The sequence below is a fragment of the Paenibacillus sp. FSL M7-0656 genome, assembly GCF_038003225.1.
GTDB lineage: Bacteria > Bacillota > Bacilli > Paenibacillales > Paenibacillaceae > Paenibacillus > Paenibacillus amylolyticus.
Map to the genome: position 1 here is coordinate 6,306,216 of NZ_JBBOOT010000001.1, position 21,842 is coordinate 6,328,057.

Here is a 21,842-nt window from a genome sequence, read left to right on the forward strand (position 1 = left end):
ACCCGTGACAATCAAATATAGAACGATTATTGTGGAAGATGAAGCCCTGATTCGCCGGAATGTCTCGCGCAAATTCAGAGAGCTGGACACCCGGTTCGAGGTGATCGGTGAAGCGCGGAACGGTCAGGAAGCGTTACAGCTCATTGAACATTCCGTACCTGATCTGGTTGTAACTGATATACAGATGCCGGTAATGAATGGATTGGAACTCGCCAAACATCTGTACTTTGCCTATCCGCATGTGAAAATTGTCATTCTGAGTGGTTATCATGAATTCGAATATGCACGGCAGGCGATCAGTTACAAGGTGGAGGATTATCTGCTCAAACCATTATCGGAAGAACAGCTTCGTACACTGCTGGATGCGATGGAATTGAAGCTTGGGAGCGCTGTGGATTCGCTTGCGCATGTCAGTGCCGTGCTGGATGAGCAGGTGAAGCCGGAGGATATCGCAGAGGCCGTTAAGTTGTATTTGAAGCAGAATTACATGCATGAGATTACACTCCAGGACATGGCGGGACAGATGCATTTTAGTGTGGACTATCTGGGGAAGTGTTTTAAGAAAGTAACGGGTGAGACTCCGCTAAAATATATGACAGGTCTTCGGATTAATGAAGCAAAACGCATGCTCGTCACGCACGAGAATATGGATATCAAGACTATTGGTGGAGCGGTAGGGTATAGTGATTCCCACTATTTCAGCCGGATCTTCAAAAACAAAACGGGCATGTACCCTAGCGAGTACCGACTGCAATTGCAGGAACGAAAAAAAGCCCTGTCCATGGATGATGAGCACCATGTTGACTTGAGCTGATTACTGGGCCAGAGCTTCTTCGGTTATTTTGCGAATATCAAACGGGGAGCGGATACCTTCTTCGATCATGTCGGGGAGAATCTGTTCCAAGAAATACTGCACACAGTGGAGGTCGATATTTTTGATTTTGACCAAGGCATAACGGTACATAACGATAAATTCCTTCTCCGTATTGCCACGTTGGAGCTCAGCAAAGGCTTCATATACTTGATCCATCTTGTCTGCGACTTCGAGAATCAGTCCTTCAACCGATTGGTCTTTGCCCTCACGCAGCTGTCTGCGGAAAATAGGCTGGAACTCTTCAGGAATATTTTCATTAATAAAATGTTCAACCATGCCTTCTTCCACCTTTTGCAGCATCGAACGCAGTTCCAGTGAATAATGTTTGACGGGTGTTTTAATATCACCGATGAAGATTTCGCCATAATCATGACTGCTCGTAATTTCGTATAACTTCTTCCAATCTATTGTAGTTCCATGTTGCTCCTCAATATCTGCGAGCGTTTTGGCGTACTGTACCACTTTCCAGGAATGAGCGGATACGCTATGTTCTTCGAATTTGAATTTGCCAGGTGTACGAATAATACGTTCAAGATCGTTTAGTGACCTGAAGTACGTGTGAATTCCCATATAAGCGTTCATCCTTTGCTGGTTGAGTATAAGTGTGAGTATCCCTCGACTATACGCCAGTTATGTCAACTGTGGATTAACGCGGATAGCGACGAAGGTAAAATGAAGTTTTAATTCTCTATAGAAGGACGAGAGAGTAGCAGTTTATCGACAAACAATAAAAAGCCACGATGTGTGACTGAACGTGAGTTCGGCATCCATCGTGGCTTCAGTGTGTGTAGATGTTGTGCTCTAGGCTACATAAGTGCAGTTGAATCAAGAATTATGCTTTTTTTCGTACCGGAGAAGTATACCAGTACGCCATTCCAACAAAGAGGGCACCGCCGATAATATTACCAAGCGTTACCGGAATCATGTTATGGAACCAGCCTGCCATCGTAATTGTATCCGGGTGGTTTGGCAGCAACCAGGATAAAGACAGCAAAGTCATATTGGCAACACTGTGCTCATAACCACTTGCGATAAATGCGTACAGACACCACCAGATAAGAACAAGTTTGGCGATATCTTCTTTAGAGCGAGCTGCCATCCAGATCGCCAGACAGACGAGCCAGTTACAGAGAATGCCGCGGAAGAACAACTCAGACACGGGCGCCGCCATCTTTTTGGCAGAGACAACGAATAACAGATGTTCCGGTGTGGCCGTTTTGAATAGACCACTACCGACTATAAGTAGACTTAATAGAATTGCGCCGAGCAGGTTACCAACAAAGACGAGCCCCCAGTTCTTCAGCGTTTCGTTCACTGTAGTTCGGCCTGCCAGTGTACTCATGGTAAAGAACATATTGTTACCTGTAAACAGTTCCGATCCGGCAAAGATAACCAGCGTGAGCGCGAGTCCGAAGGACATGCCCATCAACATGGTTTGCAGTGGTGACTGTGCCGCAAGGAGCGGAGCACCAATACTGAAGATCAGAACGATGCCAAGCCCTACATAGGCACCAGCCATCAAGGCAGCAACCATATATCGTGACAGGCTTGCGTTCATTTGATCCCGTTTTTTAACCGCAGCTTCAATAATTCCCTCAACACTTGGTGTATACATCACGGTTTCCCCCATTATTTTGCATCAATCTTTGAACGTTTCAATGGAGCTATATTTCAATCCAGACCTGGCCGTTCTCTACCTTCACCGGATACATCTGTACTTGACCGTTGTCCGGTGCTTGCACAAGACCGGTAGTCAGGTCGATTTTCCAATCATACAGCGGATCGTACAGATAATGCCCGGACACGATCCCTTCAGCCAGCGGCCCACCCTTAGGGTGGGGGTTGTGATTATCCGCAGCGAAGATGGTACCATCCGATGCACGAAAGACAGCAAGCTGATGGTCCTTAATCTCAACTACTCTTCCGATTCGTGGCAGGAATTCTTCAACTACTCCGGCAGGGAAGTAGGTGCCTGATTGTTTTGTCGTCATCTTAAACCACTCCTTATCTATTTAACATTCTCCAGTATTAATCCTGCAAGCTTGCTTATGGACGAGCCGATACTTCGATGCCATGGAACATTTTGCTTTGGCCTTCCTCATTGCGAATCGCTTTTTGCCAAGGTTCTTCAACATGCTCAAGTGCAAATTCAATCCGCTGCATCAACGCTTTGCGTTCCTCCAGGTTATCCACAACAACCGAACGAATATGCTCCAGACCCATGCGTTCCACCCACTCGGAAGTCCGTTCCAGATAGTTACCTGTCTCGCGGTAATATTGCATGATGGCCCCGCACAGTTCAATCAACTCTTCATCCGTTTTCACTTTGCACAGGGAATCAGCAAGTCTTGCTTTAATACCGCCGTTACCACCGATAAAGATCTCCCAGCCGCCGTCGTTACCTACGATACCGATATCTTTGGTACATGCTTCTGCACAGTTCCGCGGACAACCGTTGACAGCATATTTAAACTTGGCTGGCAGATCCAGACGTTCGAATTTACGTTCGATGCGAGCACCCATGGCCATGGAATCCTGTGTACCGAATCGGCAGAATTGGGAACCGACACATGTTTTGACTGTACGCAGCGATTTGGCGTATGCATAACCTGAAGGCATATCCAGTTCTGCCCAGACTTTAGTTAGATCTTCTTTTTTAACACCAATCAAGTCGAGACGCTGACCGCCAGTCACTTTGACTGCTTTCACATCATATTTGACCGAAACGTCAGCGATACGTTTGAGGTCCGCTGGTGTAGTCACCCCGCCGTACATCCGAGGTACAACCGTATACGTTCCATCTTTTTGAATATTCGCGTTCATACGTTCGTTAACAAAACGGGATTCTTTCTCATCTTCGTGTGTGTCTGGTGCAATCATGCCAAGGTAGTAGTTGATCGCCGGACGACATTTGGAACAACCTTCTGGCTGACTCCAACCCAGTACATTCATGACCTCTTTGGTTGTTTGTAATCCTTTTGCACGAATCTCAGCTACAATCTCATCCCGACCCATGGAAGTACATCCGCAGATGCCCTGTTTTGCTCCAGTACTGAAACTGTCTCCAAGTACATATTGCAGAATCTGTTCCACAACCGGTTTACACCCACCGCAAGAGCGTGTTGCACCGGTACAGGCTTTGATTTCATCTACAGTGGTAAGGCCCTGGTTTGTAATGACATCAACAATGGTTCCTTTGGTTACCCCGTTACATCCACAGACGATCTCGTCTTCGGGCATCGTTTCAACAGAGGTTGCTTTCTTATGACCGCCGCAGCCTGTACCCATGAGTGAACCATACAATTCTTCGGTCATTTCGGGTTGATTTTTAATCAGTTTCTGCAATTCGGCAGAATCCGTAATGTCACCGAAGAGAACAGCGCCGACAATTTTATTATCACGAAGCAGAATTTTTTTGTAAGTCCGTTTCCAGTCATCTTTGTGCGAAATGACGGTGTGCTCTGGGCTGTCGATGAATTCACCAGTTGAAAAGACATCTACACCCGAAATTTTCAATTTCGTGGATACAACTGAACCTTCATAAGGAGCGGTCTCCACACCGCATATATGTTTCGCCAGAATCATACCTTGCTCAAACAATGGGGCAACGAGGCCGTAACATACCCCGCGGTGCTCTGTACATTCCCCGACCGAGTACACATTCTCAAGTGAAGTCTGCATATAGTCATTCACGACAATACCCCGGTTCACTTCCATACCGCTTTCACGGGCTACAGCCGTATTGGGTTTAATGCCTACAGCCATGACCACAAAATCAACATTCAGAACCGTATCATCTGCAAAACGTATCCCTTCAACGCGTTCGCCGCCCAGTAGTTCGGAAGTCTGCGCACCCATCTTGAACCGGATACCCTGACGTTCGAGTTCTGCCTTCAACATGGCTGAAGCTTGTGGATCAAGCTGACGCTCCATCAGATCTTCCATCAGATGCACTACAGTAACTTCCATGCCAAGTTGTACCAATCCTTTGGCAGCTTCAAGGCCTAGCAGTCCGCCCCCGATAACGGCCGCTCGTTTATACTGCTTAGCAGCTTCCAGCATGACATTACAATCGGCGATATCACGGAAACCGACAACACCCTCTTTGTCATGTCCTGGCACAGGGAGAATGAAGGAGTTGGAGCCAGTCGCAATGATGATTTTGTCATAAGGAACGCGAGTTCCATCTTCAGTCACAACTTCGTGTGTCTCGGCATCGATTCGTGTAACCGTTGTGCCTGTGTGCAATGTAATGCCGTAATCTTCATACCAGTGAAGGTCGTTCAGTACGATATCGTCCAGTGTTTTGCTTCCTTCCAGTACATAAGACAACATAATGCGGTTGTAGTTAGGATAGGGCTCTGTGCCAAAAACGGTAATATCAAATCGCGTAGTTAATTTTAAAATTTGCTCAACGGTACTGATTCCTGCCATACCGTTACCAATGATAATGAGGTTCTCTTTTTTTCCGTTCATGTGTGTATGCCTCCTTGAATAGACGCTGTACATTACTCAAAATTTTAGTGGTTTATATTTGAAATTATACAAGTAGTTGACGACAGTTTATGTGATTTAATTCACTAATAAAGATAAAAGAGTCATAAATATAATAATGTGAGCCCCATCACAGAAAGTTATATTTATTTTCATACAAATAAGAAATGCGAACTATTGTTCTTATTTTGTTTTCGTTGTAAAATCGAAACTGGGCCGTATTGTTCCCGATTTCTTCGAAAGGACGTTTTTGCATCATGATGGGAAGATCTCACCTTATTATCGGGACCGGCGTGTCGCTTTCTGTTCTGCAGTTGGCCGGTATGCCGGTGACTGCGCCGGCAGTTACGGTTGCTCTGATTGGTTCGTTATTGCCTGACATTGATGAGCCAAATTCGCTGCTGGTATCCAGAGCCTTGCCTAACAGTCTGATCAGGTTGTTACAGACGATTCTGTTGCCCACAGCTGTATTTGTGTACTTCTATGTTCATGCCAAACCATGGAACCTATTGCTTGCGATCCTCATTGCGCTTGTGTCATTCCTGCCTTCGCGTTCGCTTCGCAAAGTGTTGATGTTTGCGATTGGACTCGGGCTGGTCTTTTATGGTCACGCGTTCGCACCGTGGAACTTGATTGCAGGCAGTTTGTTAATGCTCTGTACCACACTGACTCATAGGGGACTGACACATACCCTGTACGGAACCGCAATATGGGCGGGCTTGTTGTACAGCACGACCCAGCAGCAGGGTCCGGAGATCTGGGTAGCGGGAGGCACGGCATATGCGATGCATCTATTGGCCGATTCACTAACCAATCGGGGTATTCGTCCGTTACCACCGCTCAAGTGGCGCATACGGGTGAATCTGATGAGTACAGGGACCAAGCGTGGGGCCGTTGTAGAGAATGTCTGCATTGTGCTTACTCTTATTTTGGCCTGGATTGCATTCTCACCGCTATTTCTATAGCCATCCAAAAACGCCAGCCCGCATATTGTGGGCTGGCGTTTACAGGTATGCATTTCATAATGAATAAATCGTAATAACCTAGCCAATTTAGGATTGAGAAGGAGAATCAGTCAGGTCGTCAATATCGGAAGAACCAAATACAAATAAAACAACAAGAATGACAATGATCAGTAGTTCAGCGAACCCATTTCCGTCAAAGTCAGACATCACTTCAACCTCATTTCTTGGCGTTTAGGAATTGATTCTCTGTTGGAAAGCCCGTATAACGTCATTCAACGTCATATCACCACCGATCTCATCGAGGAATTGCACCAGTTTGTCTTGATTCGATGGTGTAATATTTTGTAGCGATTTATACTGCCCGACCAGTTCAACGACCAGTGTAGCTTCTCGAAACAACGTGACCGCATCCACTCTTAACTTCCCACTTACCAGTAATGCTGCAACGATAAGTTCCAGATTTCTTCCTTTAAGGTTGCCATTGAGAAGGGTGTTTGCGGCATTTGTTTTTTTGGAACCTTTATTCGATTTTCCATTCCTTCTCACTGCCATAACAGGTCCCCCGCTGTTTGGTGTTTAATTCATCTTCCGTTATTGTATCTTATGTGTAATTCCCTATAATGTTCGGCCTATTAATCTACGTGTCTAACTGATATCGTTGTGAATATAAAAAAGAGACCTCCCGATGGTTAGGAGGTCTCTTGTCAACTGTTACGCGTTATTAATTATGGTATTCATCGTTGTCCGATCCAGACCTTTGACCAGCTTCACGATCAGTTCTTTGGCTGCATCGTAGTCATCCGTATGAATGATGGAAGATGAGGTATGGATATAACGTGCGCAGATACCAACAACTATTGATGGTACACCAATGCCACTCAGGTGAACTTGACCTGCATCTGTACCCCCTGGTGAGATGAAATACTGCATTTTGATCTGATTGGATGAAGCCGTATCTTGAACATATTCAACCATTCCGCGATGGGTGAACATACCCGGGTCAAAAATACGAAGCAATGCGCCTTCTCCGATATGTCCAAATGACTGTTTGTCACCTGTCATATCATTCGCCGCGCTACAGTCAAGTGCAAAGAAGATATCAGGCTGAATCAGATTGGCCGCCGTACGTGCACCGCGAAGCCCCAGTTCTTCCTGAACCGTTGCACCAGCGTAAAGCGTGTTAGGAAGTTTTTCCTTGTGCAGCGCTTCAACCAGTTCAAGTGCAAGTCCTACGCCGTAACGATTATCCCACGCTTTGGCCATAATTTTTTTCGGGTTCGCCATAGGCGTAAATTCACAGATCGGTACGATCTGCATCCCTGGATGAATGCCCCAGGATTCTGCTTCCGCACGGTTGTCTGCTCCAATATCGAGATACATGGAATTCAGATCCACAGGTTTATTCCGCTGGGACTCGTCCAGCAAGTGTGCAGGTGTAGAACCTACAACTCCGGTAATCCGACGATCCGGTGTGATGATTTCCAATCGTTGAGACAGTACAGCCTGACTCCACCATCCACCCAGTGGACGGAACTTGATCATACCTGTTTCGGTAATGCCAGTAGTCATGAAACCTACTTCATCAAAGTGTCCGGCTACCATAACTTTGGGACCGGATTCCTCCCCGCGTAATACACCAAATAGACTCCCCAGGCGATCCTGGACGAACTCATCGGTATAAGCGGAAAGCTTATCTTTCATCCAGCCGCGAAGCTCACGTTCAAAACCGGATGCGGAAGGAAATTCCGTCAACGTACGGAACATATCCATCGTTTTTTCATTCATGTGTCAACAACTCCTCTGTTGGTATGTATTTCAGGTCACAGTAGAACGGCTACCCGCCTGTTGTCCTTTAAGATGCTGAGGACTTGTTATTTAACCACTGGTCACATTACAGTATGAACCTTGCGCAAGTGATTGTCCATGTTTATGTCACGTATTTAAGGCATATTTTGGGCGCTTACCGTGTCCAAGTTTCATGACTCTATCCGCTGTAGTCGCAGTCCTGATGCCACTTCAATGAATATGAATATATGGAGGAGATGTCATCATTTTGTGAGGTCATATGTTCAATATTTGTTTGTCTGTCTACAGGAAGGAGCTAAATATCCAATGAAGCCTCCAGAAGAGGGCACGGAAAAAGTACTGTTTATCGTTCTTTTTATCTTGCTCGTGATTGTTCTTCTTTATTTATAGACGTATCTAAAAGTCCTCAGATCCGGCGTATTCCCATCTTGCTTTCACAACATAATCTTGTTGGAAACATATGCTGTCTGTCGCCGGATACATAACCTTCCGATTATTAACAAACAATGAATATAGGATTACACACATTGGCATTCAGCCGTAGCTTTGAACCATTTTCACATAGAGGAGGTCTTGTATCTTGCCAGCTCAATCTGCATCCGGAAGCGAAAAAAAATCGTCGTCCCTGTCCATGGATGAAAAGGAGTACAAAAAAGTCGCAAAAAAACATGAGCCGCCTCGTCCAATCCTGAAAAATTGCCTCAAAGCATTTCTGGTTGGGGGTACCGTCTGTTTGATTGGACAGGCCATTCAAGAGGCTTTTATGGCCGGTTTCGACATGACATCAAAGGAAGCTTCCAGTCCTACGGTAGCGGTCATGATTCTCATATCGGTTATTCTAACATGTCTCGGCGTTTACGATAAAATGGCTCAATGGGCAGGAGCGGGAACGGCTGTACCGGTTACCGGATTTGCCAATTCCATGTGTTCTGCTGCACTGGAACATCGTGCTGAAGGACTGGTGCTCGGTGTAGGGGCCAACATGTTTAAACTTGCTGGTTCCGTTATTGTGTTTGGTGTCGTGGCGGCATTTGTCGTAGGGATCGTTTATGCCTTTTTGGGATTTGGAGGTGGGCACCTGTGAAACGATTGGGTCGCCAGACATGGCAGTTTGAAAATCGTCCGCGGATCATCGGTAAATCCGCAGTTGTAGGACCAGAAGAAGGCGAGGGCCCACTGTCATCTGATTTCGATTATGTCTACGACAACCTCGAGATCGGCGAGAAAACGTGGGAAAAGGGAGAACGTAAACTGCTCGAACAGGCCTCCCAACTGGCTTTGATAAATGCAAATATCACCAAGGAAGAGCTTCAATTTTTTGTGGGTGGAGATCTGATGAACCAGATTATCAGCAGTTCCTTTTCAGCGCGAAAACTGGGTGTGCCTTACTTGGGTGTCTTTGGAGCCTGTTCTACTTCCATGGAAACGTTAGCGTTAGCGTCCATGATTGTTGACTCCGGAGCTGGCGATTATGTTCTTGCAGGAACGGTGAGCCACAACTGTACGGTGGAGAAACAATTTCGGTATCCGACGGAGTATGGCTCCCAAAAGCCGCCTTATGCGCAATATACCGTCACAGGAGCAGGGTGTGGTGTGGTCTCCCGTACGGGTGATGGTCCCGTTGTTACCAAAGCCACCATTGGACGCATTATGGATTTGGGTATCAAAGATCCCTTTAATATGGGTTCAGCCATGGCGCCAGCAGCAGCCGACACTATAATCTCTCATTTCAGGGATACGGGATTGGAACCCGGCTATTATGATCTCATTGTGACCGGGGATCTGGCTTCCGTCGGTCTGCCAATTACGAAAGAGCTTTTGCAAAAAGAAGGCATTCCCATGGAACAGACAGTTTTTAATGACTGCGGCCTGATGATCTATGATCGGGAGAAACAGCCTTATGTGGTTGCCGGGGGAAGTGGCTGCGGATGTTCTGCCACCGTCACCTATGGTCATATTTTGAACCGGATGCAGAAGGGTGATCTTAAACGGGTGCTCGTTGTTGCTACCGGGGCGCTGTTATCTCCGATTTCGTACCAGCAGGGTGAAAGTATTCCTTGTATTGCACATGCCGTAGCCATAGAAAAGGAGGGATAAAGGTAATGCAGTTCTTGTGGGCATTTATTGTTGGCGGTTTAATCTGTGTTATCGGACAGCTTCTAATGGATGGGGTTAAACTGACCCCAGCTCATACCATGAGTACACTTGTTGTGACAGGTGCGCTTGCGGATGCATTTGGCGTGTATGACCCCTTGGTTAAATTTGCAGGTGCGGGTGCTACCATCCCCATCACAAGTTTCGGTAATTCCTTGGTGCACGGGGCATTGACGGAGTTGGAAAAAGAGGGATGGCTGGGTGTTATTACAGGGATTTTCGATCTGACTGCGGCGGGAATATCGTCAGCGATCATCTTTTCTTTTCTCGCGGCATTGGTCGTTAGACCAAAAGGCTAACATAAAATGAGAAATCTCCTTGAACATATTACGATTCAACAGAGGCTTCGGATAACTTTTATCCGGGGCTTTTTTGTCGTATTCATGCGTGAACTGCGGTGAATCTGACGGGCTGGAAACAAATTGTGAGTTCCTTCGAGTGTACTCGTGACTCTGGATCATGTACAATAAAAGGAAATCTGTATGCTTTTTTAGGAGGTTAGACCACATGCCTGTGCGCAAAGAGTCGATCCAAATCATATCCGCAGTTCGTTCTAATCTGGAATCCTGCATTATGGGGAAATCCTTTGAAATTCAACTTTTACTTACAGCTTTGCTTGCAGGCGGGCACGTTCTGATTGAAGACGTACCGGGAACTGGCAAAACGCAGTTAATCAAGGCATTATCGAAATCCATGCGTGGTGAGTACCGGCGTATTCAATGTAATCCTGATATTTTACCTAGTGATATTACGGGCGTATCTGTGTTCCATCCGAAGGATGAGCGTTTTTATTTCCGGCCAGGTCCTGTGATGACCAACATTTTGCTAGCTGATGAGATTAACCGGGCCACAACAAAAACCCAATCGGCTCTGCTCGAAGTGATGGAGGAGCGCAGCGTAACCGTTGATGGCGATACGTATGATCTGCCACATCCATTCATGCTCTGTGCAACTCAGAATCCAATTGATTTTGAAGGTACGTATACTTTGCCGGAAGCACAACTCGACCGGTTTATGTTGAAAATAAGTCTGGGTTATCCCGATAAGGAAATTGAGAAAATTCTATTGAAACAGCATCAGCTCGGTCAGCCTGTTGATCGTCTTGAATCCGTGACTCATATGGACCAGATCTCGGCAATCCAACAGGAGATTAAAGAGGTCTTTATCGGTGATCCGGTCATGGACTATTTGCTGGATGTTGTTCGTCAAACCCGCTCCCACCCATCTGTATTGCTGGGTGCCAGCCCACGGGCAGCCATATCGTTCATGATGGCCGTAAAAGCCTTTGCTTTCTTGCAGGAACGTGATTATGTGCTTCCGGATGATGTGAAAACGATGGCCCCTTATGTGATCTCTCATCGTATTGTGCTTCGTCCCGAATCGAGACTGGACAGTATGAGTTCCGAGGCCGTTTTGAATGCCGTACTCCAGCAAGTACGCGTGCCCGTCTCCATGGGGCAATAGTTCATGAAGCCGCTTTTGAGAACAGTGAATAGAGGGTTACGCCACCCACGCGTATGGAGCATCGCAATGGTGTGGATGTGCTGTCTGGCTTATGTTTTGTTTCAGGGCGGGAAGACATCCCTTATGTTGCTGTCAATGGTGACCCTGCTCTGTGTGTACCTTGCCATTGCTGGATTTAGCGGGGTAAGACGTGCTCAAGGAGTTCGTAGGTTATCTTCTGGTCCAGACCACGAAGAATTGCTGCATGCGGGTGACCAGGTTCAAGTACAGCTGAGTCTGACGATTCCGGGATTCCTCCCGCTTCCCTATGTTGTTGTACGTGAAATGCTGCATCGGCATAACGGAGAATCGTGGTCGTTCAAGGAAAGTTTGATTCCCAATATGCGAGGTAATGGCGAGCTGTCATTCCAGACACCGCCACTTGAGCGGGGAAAGTATGTCTTTTCAGAAACGGAATGTGCCAGCGAGGACATATTTGGACTGATTGAACATCGAGGAAAGTTTAAGGCCAAAGGTGAGTTTCGCGTACTGCCAAGAACGGTATTTATTCCATATTGGCAACTTTACGACCGCAAATCACGGTTATCCGGTCCTCAGACGGCGTTAACCCGTTCACGGAGAGAGACCACTCAGATCAATGGTGTACGTGACTACGTATACGGAGATCGACTTTCCCGCATTCACTGGAATGCAACGGCAAAGACAGGGAACTGGAAGTCCAAGGAGTTTGAACATGAGTCTGTGCCCAAAACCATTCTGGTTCTGGATGCGCTGGCATCAAGTTATGAACATGGGGATGCATTTGAAATTGCCGTTTCCACGGCTGCCTCTCTGCTGGAGTATGGTGTCAGGGAACGAATGGGGATGGGATTGTTGACATTGTCAGAACAGACATCCTTCATGGCCCCCAGTGAAAGTCTGATGGAACGACAGAAGATGATGCATCATCTGGTTGATATTCAATATAACGGTCAGGATACCCATCTGTTGCCCGACGTGGAAAGAATCGCACGTCAACTGCCTCAGGGAGCTTATTTTGTCGTGATTTCTCCCCAGAAGGATGAAAAAATAATGGAACTGATGCGCTGGGCCGATACGCGGGGCATGACGCCATGTCATATTCTGATCGATACCAGTGAATCTCGCCGGAGTACCGAGTGGAATGCCATGTTGCGTGGAAGAGGCACGAGGTCATTCACTGTTTCTCACTTGCAGGAGCTTCCAACGGTGATGGGGGGAGGTTCTGTATGAGTACAAAAGGAAATGAAAGTGTTACAGGCAAACGATCCTGGTATCATGCAGCATCATTGCTCTGGATTTTCCTGATTGGAATGCAGTGGATTTCATTTACGCAGGAATCGTGGTACACGGAGACAACTTCTCTGGTGTTATGGACACTTGCAGCGGTCAGTGTACTGGAGGTCATTCTGCCCTTCAAAACGATCTATCGGGCGATCATCAAGGCGGTCGTTGTTGGTTACATTTTGCATAAAACGCTAATTGATTATACGGTATACATCCCTTATGGCTCTTTAACGGACCGAGCGGAGCAATTCATATTACACATGACGCCGTACATCTGGTTCTCCCTGTGTGCATGGGTGATGCTTGAAGTTGCGCTTCGACTCGTGACCACCACACGTCGTATTCTTGTTTTTTTGGGTGTTAACATCATTTCGATGGGGATTCTCGATTCTTTCACTCAGATTCCACTCTGGATTGAAATCGCGTGGGTGATGTTTGCGGGGATGGGATGGCTCGTATGTCAGCATTTCCGTAACTATCAGCTACAGTATCCACAAGGTTGGAAACGAATCATCCGGTATCCTTATAAAGTCCTGGCCAATATTGCCATTATCTTTTCTTTGATTATTGTAGCCAGCGTTAATATGCCTGAGATTCCACCCACCTTGACGGACCCATATACGGCATGGCGTAACTATACCGGAACTTCCACAAGTCAGGCTGGTAACGGAAACCTTGATATTCCCGCGGCTACCGAATCGGGATACAGCAGGGAAGACAATCAGCTTGGTGGAGGATTCAACTTCGACTATACCCCTGTCATGTCTGTCACGACCAATGAGCGTAGTTACTGGCGCGGTGAGACACGTGCAGAGTATACAGGCACAGGTTGGGATGACCGTGGACGGGGTACGACAGAGAATGTTCAAGCCGGACAGCCTCTGGAGAACCAGGAATCGGGTAATGTGAATACCAAACAAGTGACTCAGAATGTAACGATGCTGAATGATAATGTCTATCCGATTCTCTTTGGTGCTTATTCGATCTCGGAAGTGAGCTCAATTAATGGTGAGGACAGAACGGAACGGATGTTGTGGAATGCTGAACAGGCTGAACTGCATGTGGTGACAGACCGTCAGCAACCACAGTATCCCAAGACGTATACTATCGTATCGGAAGCACCTGTGATTGTGGAAGATGAGCTTCGTACGAAGTCATTTGAAGATCTGTATAACAGTAATCCGGCAGATGATATGTACTTGCAGTTACCATCCCGTTTCCCTGACCGGGTTTCGAATCTGGCAGCCGAGATAACGGCATCTGCGAATACTCCGTATGAAAAAGTGGCATTACTGCAAAACTATTTACAAACTAATTTTGAATACACAAACAATCCGGATTTATCTCGAAAAGTAAGCAACGACTTTGTGGAAGGTTTCCTGTTCGATATTATGGAAGGCTACTGTGACTACTTCTCCACTGCGCTGGTGATGATGGCGCGCTCGGAGGGCATTCCTGCAAGGTGGGTTAAAGGTTATGCGCCTGGACAATTGTCCCTGAATTCGGACATGCAGGCCCCGCGTCAACCTGGTGCGGAGATTGAGACGACCTACACCGTTACCAATGCAGATGCACACTCCTGGGCAGAGGTTTATTTTGGTGAGTATGGCTGGATTCCTGTTGAAGCAACGCCGGGCTTTGATATGCCGCTGCTGACGGAACAGCCTGATGTACAACCTGTAGATGAGCCTGAAGAAGAGCCAGAAGAGGAGCCGGTACAAGAGGAAGAGCAGACTCCTGCACCTGAGCAGACATCGTCTGCCATCCCGACTTTTGTTATCTGGGCTGCAGGAGCCATTATTGTATTGTGGGTAGCATATATGTTCTGGCGTAATCGTTTCTCTATGCGATTCTTCCTGCTTCGTTTACGGACAGGTGGACCGCTCACCCCTGAACAGAAGGTAGTGGCAGAGACCGAGCGTTGGATTCAGTATGTGAAACGCAAAGGGTTGACCCGGAGCGGAGACGAGACACTTCGGGAATCGGTAGCCCGCTGGAGCCAGGCAAAACCTGCTGCAGAAGCAACATTGTATGAGCTTCTCACGAAGTTTGAACAGACTCGTTACAGTCCGGCGTCCGTAACTGCCGACGACTGGAAGGGCGTCTATCAGACCGCCTTGAAGCTGCGGAAGGAACTGAAAGCGGAACGGGCATAGTTGTTGCCCGTCCCGTTTTTCCTTTTTTCCTATGCCATCAGGCGCTGTATGCATTTTCAGGAAAGACGGATTTGTGATATAGTGTGTCGTATGAAACTGAGGTGACTTCTTTGTTTAAAATGTTAATGCCCAAGCTGCGTGTAGACACGGTTTTTGACATTAATCTGGAAGAGCTGTACGCTCAAGGCTACCGTGGAATTATAACTGATCTGGATAACACACTCGTTGGAGCCAAAGCCCCTGACGCTACGCCCGAACTGATTGAATGGTTTGCACGTGTGAAAGAGGCAGGTTTCAAGCTGATGATTGTGTCCAATAACAATTTGAATCGTGTATCCCTGTTTGCGACCCCGCTGGATATCCAGTTTGTGCATAGTGCACGCAAACCATCGAATGTACCGTTTCGTAGAGCAATGAAAATGATGGAGTTATCTCCTGAAAACACGATTGTAGTAGGCGATCAGATGCTTACGGACGTTTATGGAGGGAACCGAATGGGGTTATATACCGTTCTGGTACTGCCAATCTCCATTGGGGACGAAGGTTTTATGACCCGCTTCAATCGACGCGTGGAACGGATTGCTCTAACGAGTTTACGCAGGAAAGGCTTATGGCTTGAGGAGGAAAAGAAGAAATGACAGAACCGCATAACGGCAATCTTGCCGTAAGGTGCAGCGGATGCGGCGTGCATCTGCAAACAGAAAATTCGGAATTACCAGGGTTTATCCCCGAGAAGGCACTGGATCGTGAACCGGTTATATGCCAGCGCTGTTTCCGCATCAAAAACTACAATGAGTCATCATCCGTTACGGTGGATCAGGACGAATTCCTGGCGCTGCTTAGCAAAATCGGGGATAAGGATGCACTTGTCATCCATATCGTTGATTTGTTTGACTTTGATGGCAGTATTATCTCCGGTCTGCAACGTTTTGTAGGCAACAACCCGGTGTTGCTTGCTGTGAACAAAACGGACTTGCTTCCGAAAGTAACCAACTGGAACAAGGTTCGCAACTGGGTACAGAAGCAAGCCAAAGAACAGGGTTTGCGTACCGTCGATGTAGTCTTGTGCAGTGCAAAGCAAAACCAGGGCTTCGACCGACTGCTTGAGCTTGTAGGAACGTATCGCGAAGATCGTGACGTGTACGTGGTTGGCGGTACCAATGTGGGTAAATCCACACTGATTAACCGTCTGATCCGTGATTACAGCGATCTGGAGCAGGAACTGACCACATCCCGTTATCCGGGAACAACGCTGGACATGGTGAACATTCCGCTGGATGATGGAAAATATATTATTGATACGCCTGGAATCGTGTATCCATGGCGTTTCAGTGAGATTGTTTCGCGTAAGGACCTCGCTGCCATCATGCCGGAAAAACCGCTTAAACCGGCTGTGTATCAGTTGAATTCCGGTCAGACGCTGTTCTTTGGCGGCATGGCTCGATTTGACTTTGTGGAAGGTGATCGCCAGTCGTTCACTTGTTTTATCAGCACTGCGCTTGATATTCACCGGACGAAGCTGGAGCGTGCAGATGATCTGTACCGCGACCATCTGGGAGAATTGTTGTCTCCGCCAACCCGTGAGGATGCAGCAGAGATGGCTGAATGGACCAGACATGAATTCCGCATCAAACGCGGCAGTCAATCGGATGTATTCATCTCGGGTCTGGGCTGGATTAAGGTTAATGGCGATATTGGAGCGCTTGTTGCTGTTCATGCTCCAAAAGGCATTCGTGTACAGATCCGCCCATCCTTGATCTAGTAATCTCAGAAGCTGTACATCAGATGGATCGGAGGCGGACCTATGTCTGAGCAGAACAAATTCAACTCTTCACTTCCCGTGTTGCTTGGTGTTATGGGTAATCCTATTGCTCACTCCAAGTCTCCGGCAATGCACAATGCGGCTCTGCAGGCTGCAGGAGTGAATGGAATGTATATGCCACTGCATGTTCATCCGGATCAACTGGAAGCGGCCGTTCGCGGAATTGTGGCACTGGGCTATCGTGGTGTTAATGTGACCATCCCGCACAAAGAGCAGGTGATGCAGTATCTGGATGTGATCGATGAAAGTGCTCGCCTGATTGGTGCGGTGAATACCATCGTTAATGAAGGTGGAACACTGACAGGGTACAATACGGATGGTATTGGTTATGTCCGATCGCTGAAGGAAGAGGCTGTGCCTGAGCTTGCGGGTAAACGTATTGCTGTACTAGGAGCAGGTGGAGCAGCGAGAGGTGTCATATATGCACTTGCATTGGAGAAGCCTGAACGCATCCACATTCTGAACCGTACAGCGGACAGGGCTATTGCACTTGCTTCGGATTTACGAGGCCATGGCTTGGGAGAAATCTCGGGCAGTGGCATGGAAGACGCTGCAATGGTACTGGCTACGGCTGATATCGTGATTAACACAACGGCTGCCGGAATGCATCCTCATGTTGATGACGTACCGGTTGATCCTGCACTGATCCGTGAAGGCGCAGCGGTGAGTGATCTGATCTACAATCCGCAGGAGACCCGTCTGCTTCGAGAATCGCGGATACGAGGATGCACGGTGCACGGTGGTCTGGGTATGTTTGTATATCAGGGCGCAGTGGCCTTTGAACATTGGCTCGGCATTCCCGCTCCTGTGGAAACGATGAGACGTGCCGTACTAAACAGTTTTGAAGTGTGAAAATGATATTAAGAGTACAGGCAGACGACGAGTGCAGAACCAATCTGAAGAAACGAAGTGGTCGCATTTATCACCGGATTTTCCCTTTGTGAAAAGGGATCAGAAAAATCTGGGGATAACAGCGATCGGAAGATGGTACTGCAATCGGAGTCACCTTGTGTACTCAGTGATCATTTTCACCATTGAAAAATAATAATTGAATGGTCAGGTCCGGACAGTTTTTGCGCTGTCGATCAGGGCCTGCTCAACATAAGGAGTATGGAGTATTCATGTTAAACGGTAAACAAAAGCGCTTTTTGCGGTCACAGGCACATCACCTGACCCCTGTATTTCAGATTGGTAAAGGTGGAACCAACGAGCACCTGTTCCGTCACATCGAAGATGCGATTGAGAAGCGCGAATTGATGAAAGTGCAAGTGTTGAACAACAATGACGAGGACAGAAAAGAGATGGCAGAAGAAGTTGCCCGTGAAACGGGAAGTGAGCTTGTACAACTCATCGGTAACACAATCATCCTGTACAAAGAATCTCGCGATAACAAACAAATCGAACTACCTAGATAAGGGAGCGTGACGCAGGTGAAGATCGGCATCATGGGTGGTACGTTTGATCCGATCCACATGGGACACCTCCTGGCAGCTGAAGCGGCAAGGGATTCACATGCACTGGATGAGATCTGGTTCATGCCTTCCCATGTTCCACCTCACAAACGCGGAGCCGGAGCTTCGGGACAGCAACGTCTCGATATGACGGAAGCGGCTGTGAAGGGTGTGCAGCAATATGAGGTGCTGGGTATCGAGATGGAATTGGGCGGAGTGTCTTATACCATCGATACGATGAAGGAACTGTGGCGTCGCCATCCTGAACATGAATTTTATTTCATTATCGGGGCGGATATGGTGAACTATCTCCCCAAATGGGAGCAGATTGAAGAGCTTGCAGAACGCTTAACCTTTATCGGAGTTGGTCGGCCGGGCTTCCAGTTACATCTGGATGATTTACCAGACGAGTTACAGGATCGGGTCCTGCTGGCCGAGATGCCCTTGGTCGATATTTCATCGACAGCCGTACGCAGACGTCTGGCCAAAGGACACTCGGTACGCTTCATGATTCCTGATGAAGTGCACCAATACATTGTAAGGAGCGGTTTATATGGCACTAAGCCGTGATGAACTGATTCAAGCCGTATCCGGACAAATGCCGGAAAAACGCTGGAAGCATACACTGGGTGTAATGGAATCGTCAGTGATGTTGGCTGAAAAATACGGTGCTGATCCTGTGAAAGCAGATCTGGCAGCGATATTGCATGATGTGGCGAAGTACTGGCCCGTAGCGGAGATGGAAGCGGTCATCCGTGATAACGGGTTAAACCAGGAACTTCTGCAGCATGACAAGCAGCTCTGGCATTCCGAAGTCGGTGCTTTTGTAGCCAAGCGTGATTACGGTGTGGAAGATTCCGAAGTTATTAATGCCATCCGGTGGCATACCTCGGGTCGGGTAGGCATGAGCTTGCTGGACAAAGTGGTATGTCTTGCCGATTACATTGAACCGGGACGAGATTTCCCGGGAGTGGATCACATTCGCGAACAGGCTGAACGTAGTCTGGAGGAAGGTTTAATTGCCGGATTCGATTCGACGATCAGCTTGCTGATTTCGCAACGGCGTGTCATTTATCCTTTGACCATGCTGTCGCGGAATGACTTAATTGCACAATTATAGATTATGGAGGTTGGTTCATGACAGTATCATCGAAAGAACTTATGAATATGGCGGTTGCTGCCGCTGACGACAAAAAGGCATCCAACATTGTAGCGTTGGATCTGATTAATGTTTCCCTGGTGGCAGATTATTTTGTTATTTGTCACGGGAATTCCGATACACAGGTACAAGCCATTGCCACTGAAATTCGGAAACAGGCTCATGCAGCCGGAGCGACGATCAAAGGTATCGAAGGTATGGATTCCGCACGTTGGGTATTGATGGACATGGGCGATGTTGTTGTTCATATCTTCCACCGCGACGAGCGTGAATACTACAACATTGAACGACTATGGTCTGATGCCAAAGTGGTGGAAACTGTATGAGTTTGATTGCTGGAACAGTCGTCTCTTTGCCGGTTTCACGTGAAGTGTCTCCGTTTGGCTTCTTTTTGACGACAGGATCGGAAGATGTACTGCTTCACTACACCGAGTTAACACGGGATATTAAAATTGGTGAGACGCTTGAGGTATTTGTGTTCTTTGATACTGAAGATCGTCTGGCCGTAACGATGAAAAAGCCTTATCTCATGCTTGGCGAAATGGCACGACTGGTTGTGGCTGATGTTCACCTACGACTGGGCTGTTTCCTGGAAATGGGCCTTGGACGGCAATTGCTGCTTCCTATTCGTGAATTGCCTGAACTGGAAGAACTGCGTCCTCAAGTGGGGGATGAAGTCTTTGTCATCATGGAACATGACAAGCAGGGACGTCTGCGTGCCAAATTGGCCGGGGAACGTGAGCTTTCACCATTGTCTTTCCATGCGCCAACTTCATGGTTAAACGAGTGGGTTGAAGCGACGGTATACAAGCCACTGCAGATGGGTACTTTTGTACTTGTAGAGGGCGGTGTACTGGGCTTTGGCGCGATTGGTATGATTCATTCATCTGAACGTAGTCATATGCTGCGTCTTGGTGAGAAAGTGAAATGTCGGGTGACACTGGTACGTGAAGACGGACGTGTGAATCTGGCCATGACTCAACTCAAACAAGTTGGACGTAACGAAGATGCAGACAAGCTGCTCGCTTTCATGAAAGAACGCCCTATGGGTGGCATGCCATACTCGGATGCAACTCCGCCGGATATCATCAAGCAACGCTTTGGCATCAGTAAGTCTGCCTTCAAGCGTGCCTTGGGCAAATTGATGAAAGACGGATTGGTGGTCCAAAAGGAAAGCTGGACGTATCTGTCCGAATCTGCTCCTGCGGATCAAAGTGAAAACAAGTAATCTTCCTGATTAAATAGTTGTAATATGGAACTCGGATAAGGCAGGGATAGGCTGGGTAAACACCGGATGCCCCTGCTTTTTCTTTTGTTAACAGGATTGGAAAATGAAATTGAAAGTGCGGTGCCTGACATGTCTTACCGGAAATTTGCCTATGTGTATGATGAATTAATGGAAGATATGCCTTATCCGGACTGGATAAGGTTTGCAAGAACAGCATGGGAAAAGCATGGAATGCCCAAAAGTGTCGCTGAACTTGGCTGTGGAACGGGCTCCATTACGATCCCGCTCGTGAACTCCGGTTTCGAAGTTACAGGCATTGACCTCTCATCAGATATGCTGTCGGTTGCACGCAGCAAGATGGAGGCTACGCCTCAGGGTCATCGCTTGTATCGCGAGGGCAGTGTCCGTTGGGTGCAGCAGGATATGCGGGAATGGCGAGTTCCGGAACCTGTGGATTCGGTGATATCTTTCTGTGATTGCGTCAATTACCTGCTTGAACAAGAAGATGTCGTTCGTACTTTCCAGCGGACATACGAAATGCTGAAGCCTGGTGGAACGTTCCTGTTTGATGTGCATCATCCGAATACCCTTATTCGTTATGATGAGGAGCAGCCTTTTGTACTGGATGAGCGCTCCGTATCTTATATTTGGACTTGTGATCTGGACCAGGATCGCTGTGAGATTGAGCATCATCTCAGTATTTTTTCGCGTGTGGATGATGGTAATAAGGATATGTATCAGCGGTTTGAAGAAGTTCATGTCCAGCGTGCATATAATCCGGACTGGATGAAGCTGGAATTATCCAAGGCAGGTTTTAGAGACGTGAAGGTATATGCGGATTTTGAATGGAAAGAGGCCGGAGACAGCGCACAGCGCTTGTTCTACGTGGCTGTGAAGTAAGAGCGAATAATGAGAACTGTCCTTATGGTGCATAAGGGCAGTTTTTTGTTTGATTTTTTATGGA

Annotated in this window: 23 protein-coding genes; 17 read left to right on the forward strand and 6 right to left on the reverse strand. The window is 47.4% G+C overall.

Annotated features, from left to right (window positions below; translation table 11 throughout):
* Positions 1 to 4 precede the first annotated feature (4 nt).
* Positions 5 to 814, forward strand: a complete 810-nt coding sequence (locus tag MHI01_RS27600) for a response regulator transcription factor (protein ID WP_036668535.1) — start codon at positions 5 to 7, stop codon at positions 812 to 814.
* Here MHI01_RS27600 and MHI01_RS27605 read toward each other — a convergent pair whose 3' ends face one another.
* The 4 genes from MHI01_RS27605 to nirB form a co-directional block, all read right to left on the reverse strand.
* Positions 815 to 1,444 (reverse strand): YfbR-like 5'-deoxynucleotidase, encoded by a 630-nt coding sequence (locus MHI01_RS27605; RefSeq protein ID WP_074095934.1) that lies wholly within the window; start codon positions 1,442 to 1,444, stop codon positions 815 to 817.
* Positions 1,445 to 1,706: 262 nt separating this feature from the next.
* Complete coding sequence (locus MHI01_RS27610) at positions 1,707 to 2,489, reverse strand: formate/nitrite transporter family protein (protein ID WP_076318837.1); 783 nt, start codon at positions 2,487 to 2,489, stop codon at positions 1,707 to 1,709.
* A 49-nt stretch (positions 2,490 to 2,538) separates the two neighbouring features.
* Positions 2,539 to 2,865, reverse strand: a complete 327-nt coding sequence (gene nirD / locus MHI01_RS27615) for a nitrite reductase small subunit NirD (RefSeq protein WP_091028331.1) — start codon at positions 2,863 to 2,865, stop codon at positions 2,539 to 2,541.
* Positions 2,866 to 2,920: 55 nt separating this feature from the next.
* Positions 2,921 to 5,350, reverse strand: a complete 2,430-nt coding sequence (nirB, locus tag MHI01_RS27620) for a nitrite reductase large subunit NirB (protein ID WP_340984599.1) — start codon at positions 5,348 to 5,350, stop codon at positions 2,921 to 2,923.
* Positions 5,351 to 5,625: 275 nt separating this feature from the next.
* Here nirB and MHI01_RS27625 point away from each other — a divergent pair, with 275 nt between their 5' ends.
* The gene (locus MHI01_RS27625) at positions 5,626 to 6,333 is read left to right on the forward strand and encodes a metal-dependent hydrolase (protein ID WP_036615169.1); all 708 of its coding nucleotides are present in this window, start codon (positions 5,626 to 5,628) and stop codon (positions 6,331 to 6,333) included.
* Positions 6,334 to 6,564: 231 nt separating this feature from the next.
* Here MHI01_RS27625 and MHI01_RS27630 read toward each other — a convergent pair whose 3' ends face one another.
* Together MHI01_RS27630 and MHI01_RS27635 are read right to left on the reverse strand one after the other, a co-directional pair.
* A complete protein-coding gene (locus tag MHI01_RS27630) occupies positions 6,565 to 6,885 on the reverse strand; it encodes a hypothetical protein (RefSeq protein WP_036615167.1) in 321 nt (106 codons plus the stop codon).
* A 159-nt stretch (positions 6,886 to 7,044) separates the two neighbouring features.
* On the reverse strand, positions 7,045 to 8,118 hold the full coding sequence (locus MHI01_RS27635; protein WP_036615166.1) for a M42 family metallopeptidase: 1,074 nt from the start codon (positions 8,116 to 8,118) through the stop codon (positions 7,045 to 7,047).
* Between the two features lie 601 nt (positions 8,119 to 8,719).
* On the opposite strand from MHI01_RS27635, the gene spoVAC reads away from it, so the two are divergent.
* The 15 genes from spoVAC to MHI01_RS27710 all read left to right on the forward strand — a co-directional run bounded on the left by spoVAC (position 8,720) and on the right by MHI01_RS27710 (position 21,778).
* Positions 8,720 to 9,223, forward strand: a complete 504-nt coding sequence (gene spoVAC / locus MHI01_RS27640) for a stage V sporulation protein AC (protein WP_036615164.1) — start codon at positions 8,720 to 8,722, stop codon at positions 9,221 to 9,223.
* The gene (spoVAD, locus tag MHI01_RS27645) at positions 9,220 to 10,236 is read left to right on the forward strand and encodes a stage V sporulation protein AD (protein WP_036615162.1); all 1,017 of its coding nucleotides are present in this window, start codon (positions 9,220 to 9,222) and stop codon (positions 10,234 to 10,236) included. The genes spoVAC and spoVAD overlap by 4 nt, the downstream gene beginning before the upstream one ends.
* A gap of 5 nt (positions 10,237 to 10,241) precedes the next feature.
* Complete coding sequence (gene spoVAE, locus MHI01_RS27650) at positions 10,242 to 10,592, forward strand: stage V sporulation protein AE (protein ID WP_036615159.1); 351 nt, start codon at positions 10,242 to 10,244, stop codon at positions 10,590 to 10,592.
* Positions 10,593 to 10,800: 208 nt separating this feature from the next.
* Positions 10,801 to 11,757 (forward strand): AAA family ATPase, encoded by a 957-nt coding sequence (locus MHI01_RS27655; RefSeq protein ID WP_036615157.1) that lies wholly within the window; start codon positions 10,801 to 10,803, stop codon positions 11,755 to 11,757.
* Positions 11,758 to 11,823: 66 nt separating this feature from the next.
* A complete protein-coding gene (locus MHI01_RS27660; RefSeq protein WP_340984918.1) occupies positions 11,824 to 13,008 on the forward strand; it encodes a DUF58 domain-containing protein in 1,185 nt (394 codons plus the stop codon).
* Positions 13,005 to 15,218 (forward strand): DUF4129 domain-containing transglutaminase family protein, encoded by a 2,214-nt coding sequence (locus MHI01_RS27665; protein WP_340984600.1) that lies wholly within the window; start codon positions 13,005 to 13,007, stop codon positions 15,216 to 15,218. The genes MHI01_RS27660 and MHI01_RS27665 overlap by 4 nt, the downstream gene beginning before the upstream one ends.
* Before the next feature lie 110 nt (positions 15,219 to 15,328).
* Positions 15,329 to 15,856, forward strand: coding sequence for a YqeG family HAD IIIA-type phosphatase (locus tag MHI01_RS27670; protein WP_036615148.1), 528 nt, complete (start codon positions 15,329 to 15,331; stop codon positions 15,854 to 15,856).
* Entirely contained in the window at positions 15,853 to 16,980 is a 1,128-nt protein-coding gene (gene yqeH / locus MHI01_RS27675) for a ribosome biogenesis GTPase YqeH (protein ID WP_017687184.1), read from the forward strand. Before MHI01_RS27670 ends, yqeH begins: the two co-directional genes overlap by 4 nt.
* Positions 16,981 to 17,022: 42 nt before the next feature.
* Complete coding sequence (gene aroE / locus MHI01_RS27680; protein ID WP_340984601.1) at positions 17,023 to 17,892, forward strand: shikimate dehydrogenase; 870 nt, start codon at positions 17,023 to 17,025, stop codon at positions 17,890 to 17,892.
* Positions 17,893 to 18,161: 269 nt separating this feature from the next.
* A complete protein-coding gene (gene yhbY, locus MHI01_RS27685; protein WP_017687186.1) occupies positions 18,162 to 18,455 on the forward strand; it encodes a ribosome assembly RNA-binding protein YhbY in 294 nt (97 codons plus the stop codon).
* A 15-nt stretch (positions 18,456 to 18,470) separates the two neighbouring features.
* Positions 18,471 to 19,061 (forward strand): nicotinate-nucleotide adenylyltransferase, encoded by a 591-nt coding sequence (locus MHI01_RS27690; RefSeq protein WP_074095918.1) that lies wholly within the window; start codon positions 18,471 to 18,473, stop codon positions 19,059 to 19,061.
* On the forward strand, positions 19,045 to 19,611 hold the full coding sequence (gene yqeK, locus MHI01_RS27695; protein ID WP_282320681.1) for a bis(5'-nucleosyl)-tetraphosphatase (symmetrical) YqeK: 567 nt from the start codon (positions 19,045 to 19,047) through the stop codon (positions 19,609 to 19,611). The genes MHI01_RS27690 and yqeK overlap by 17 nt, the downstream gene beginning before the upstream one ends.
* Before the next feature lie 17 nt (positions 19,612 to 19,628).
* Positions 19,629 to 19,976, forward strand: a complete 348-nt coding sequence (gene rsfS / locus MHI01_RS27700) for a ribosome silencing factor (protein ID WP_036615136.1) — start codon at positions 19,629 to 19,631, stop codon at positions 19,974 to 19,976.
* Positions 19,973 to 20,878, forward strand: coding sequence for a CvfB family protein (locus MHI01_RS27705; protein ID WP_340984602.1), 906 nt, complete (start codon positions 19,973 to 19,975; stop codon positions 20,876 to 20,878). The genes rsfS and MHI01_RS27705 overlap by 4 nt, the downstream gene beginning before the upstream one ends.
* A gap of 129 nt (positions 20,879 to 21,007) precedes the next feature.
* Positions 21,008 to 21,778, forward strand: a complete 771-nt coding sequence (locus tag MHI01_RS27710) for a class I SAM-dependent DNA methyltransferase (RefSeq protein WP_036660118.1) — start codon at positions 21,008 to 21,010, stop codon at positions 21,776 to 21,778.
* Positions 21,779 to 21,842 lie beyond the last annotated feature (64 nt).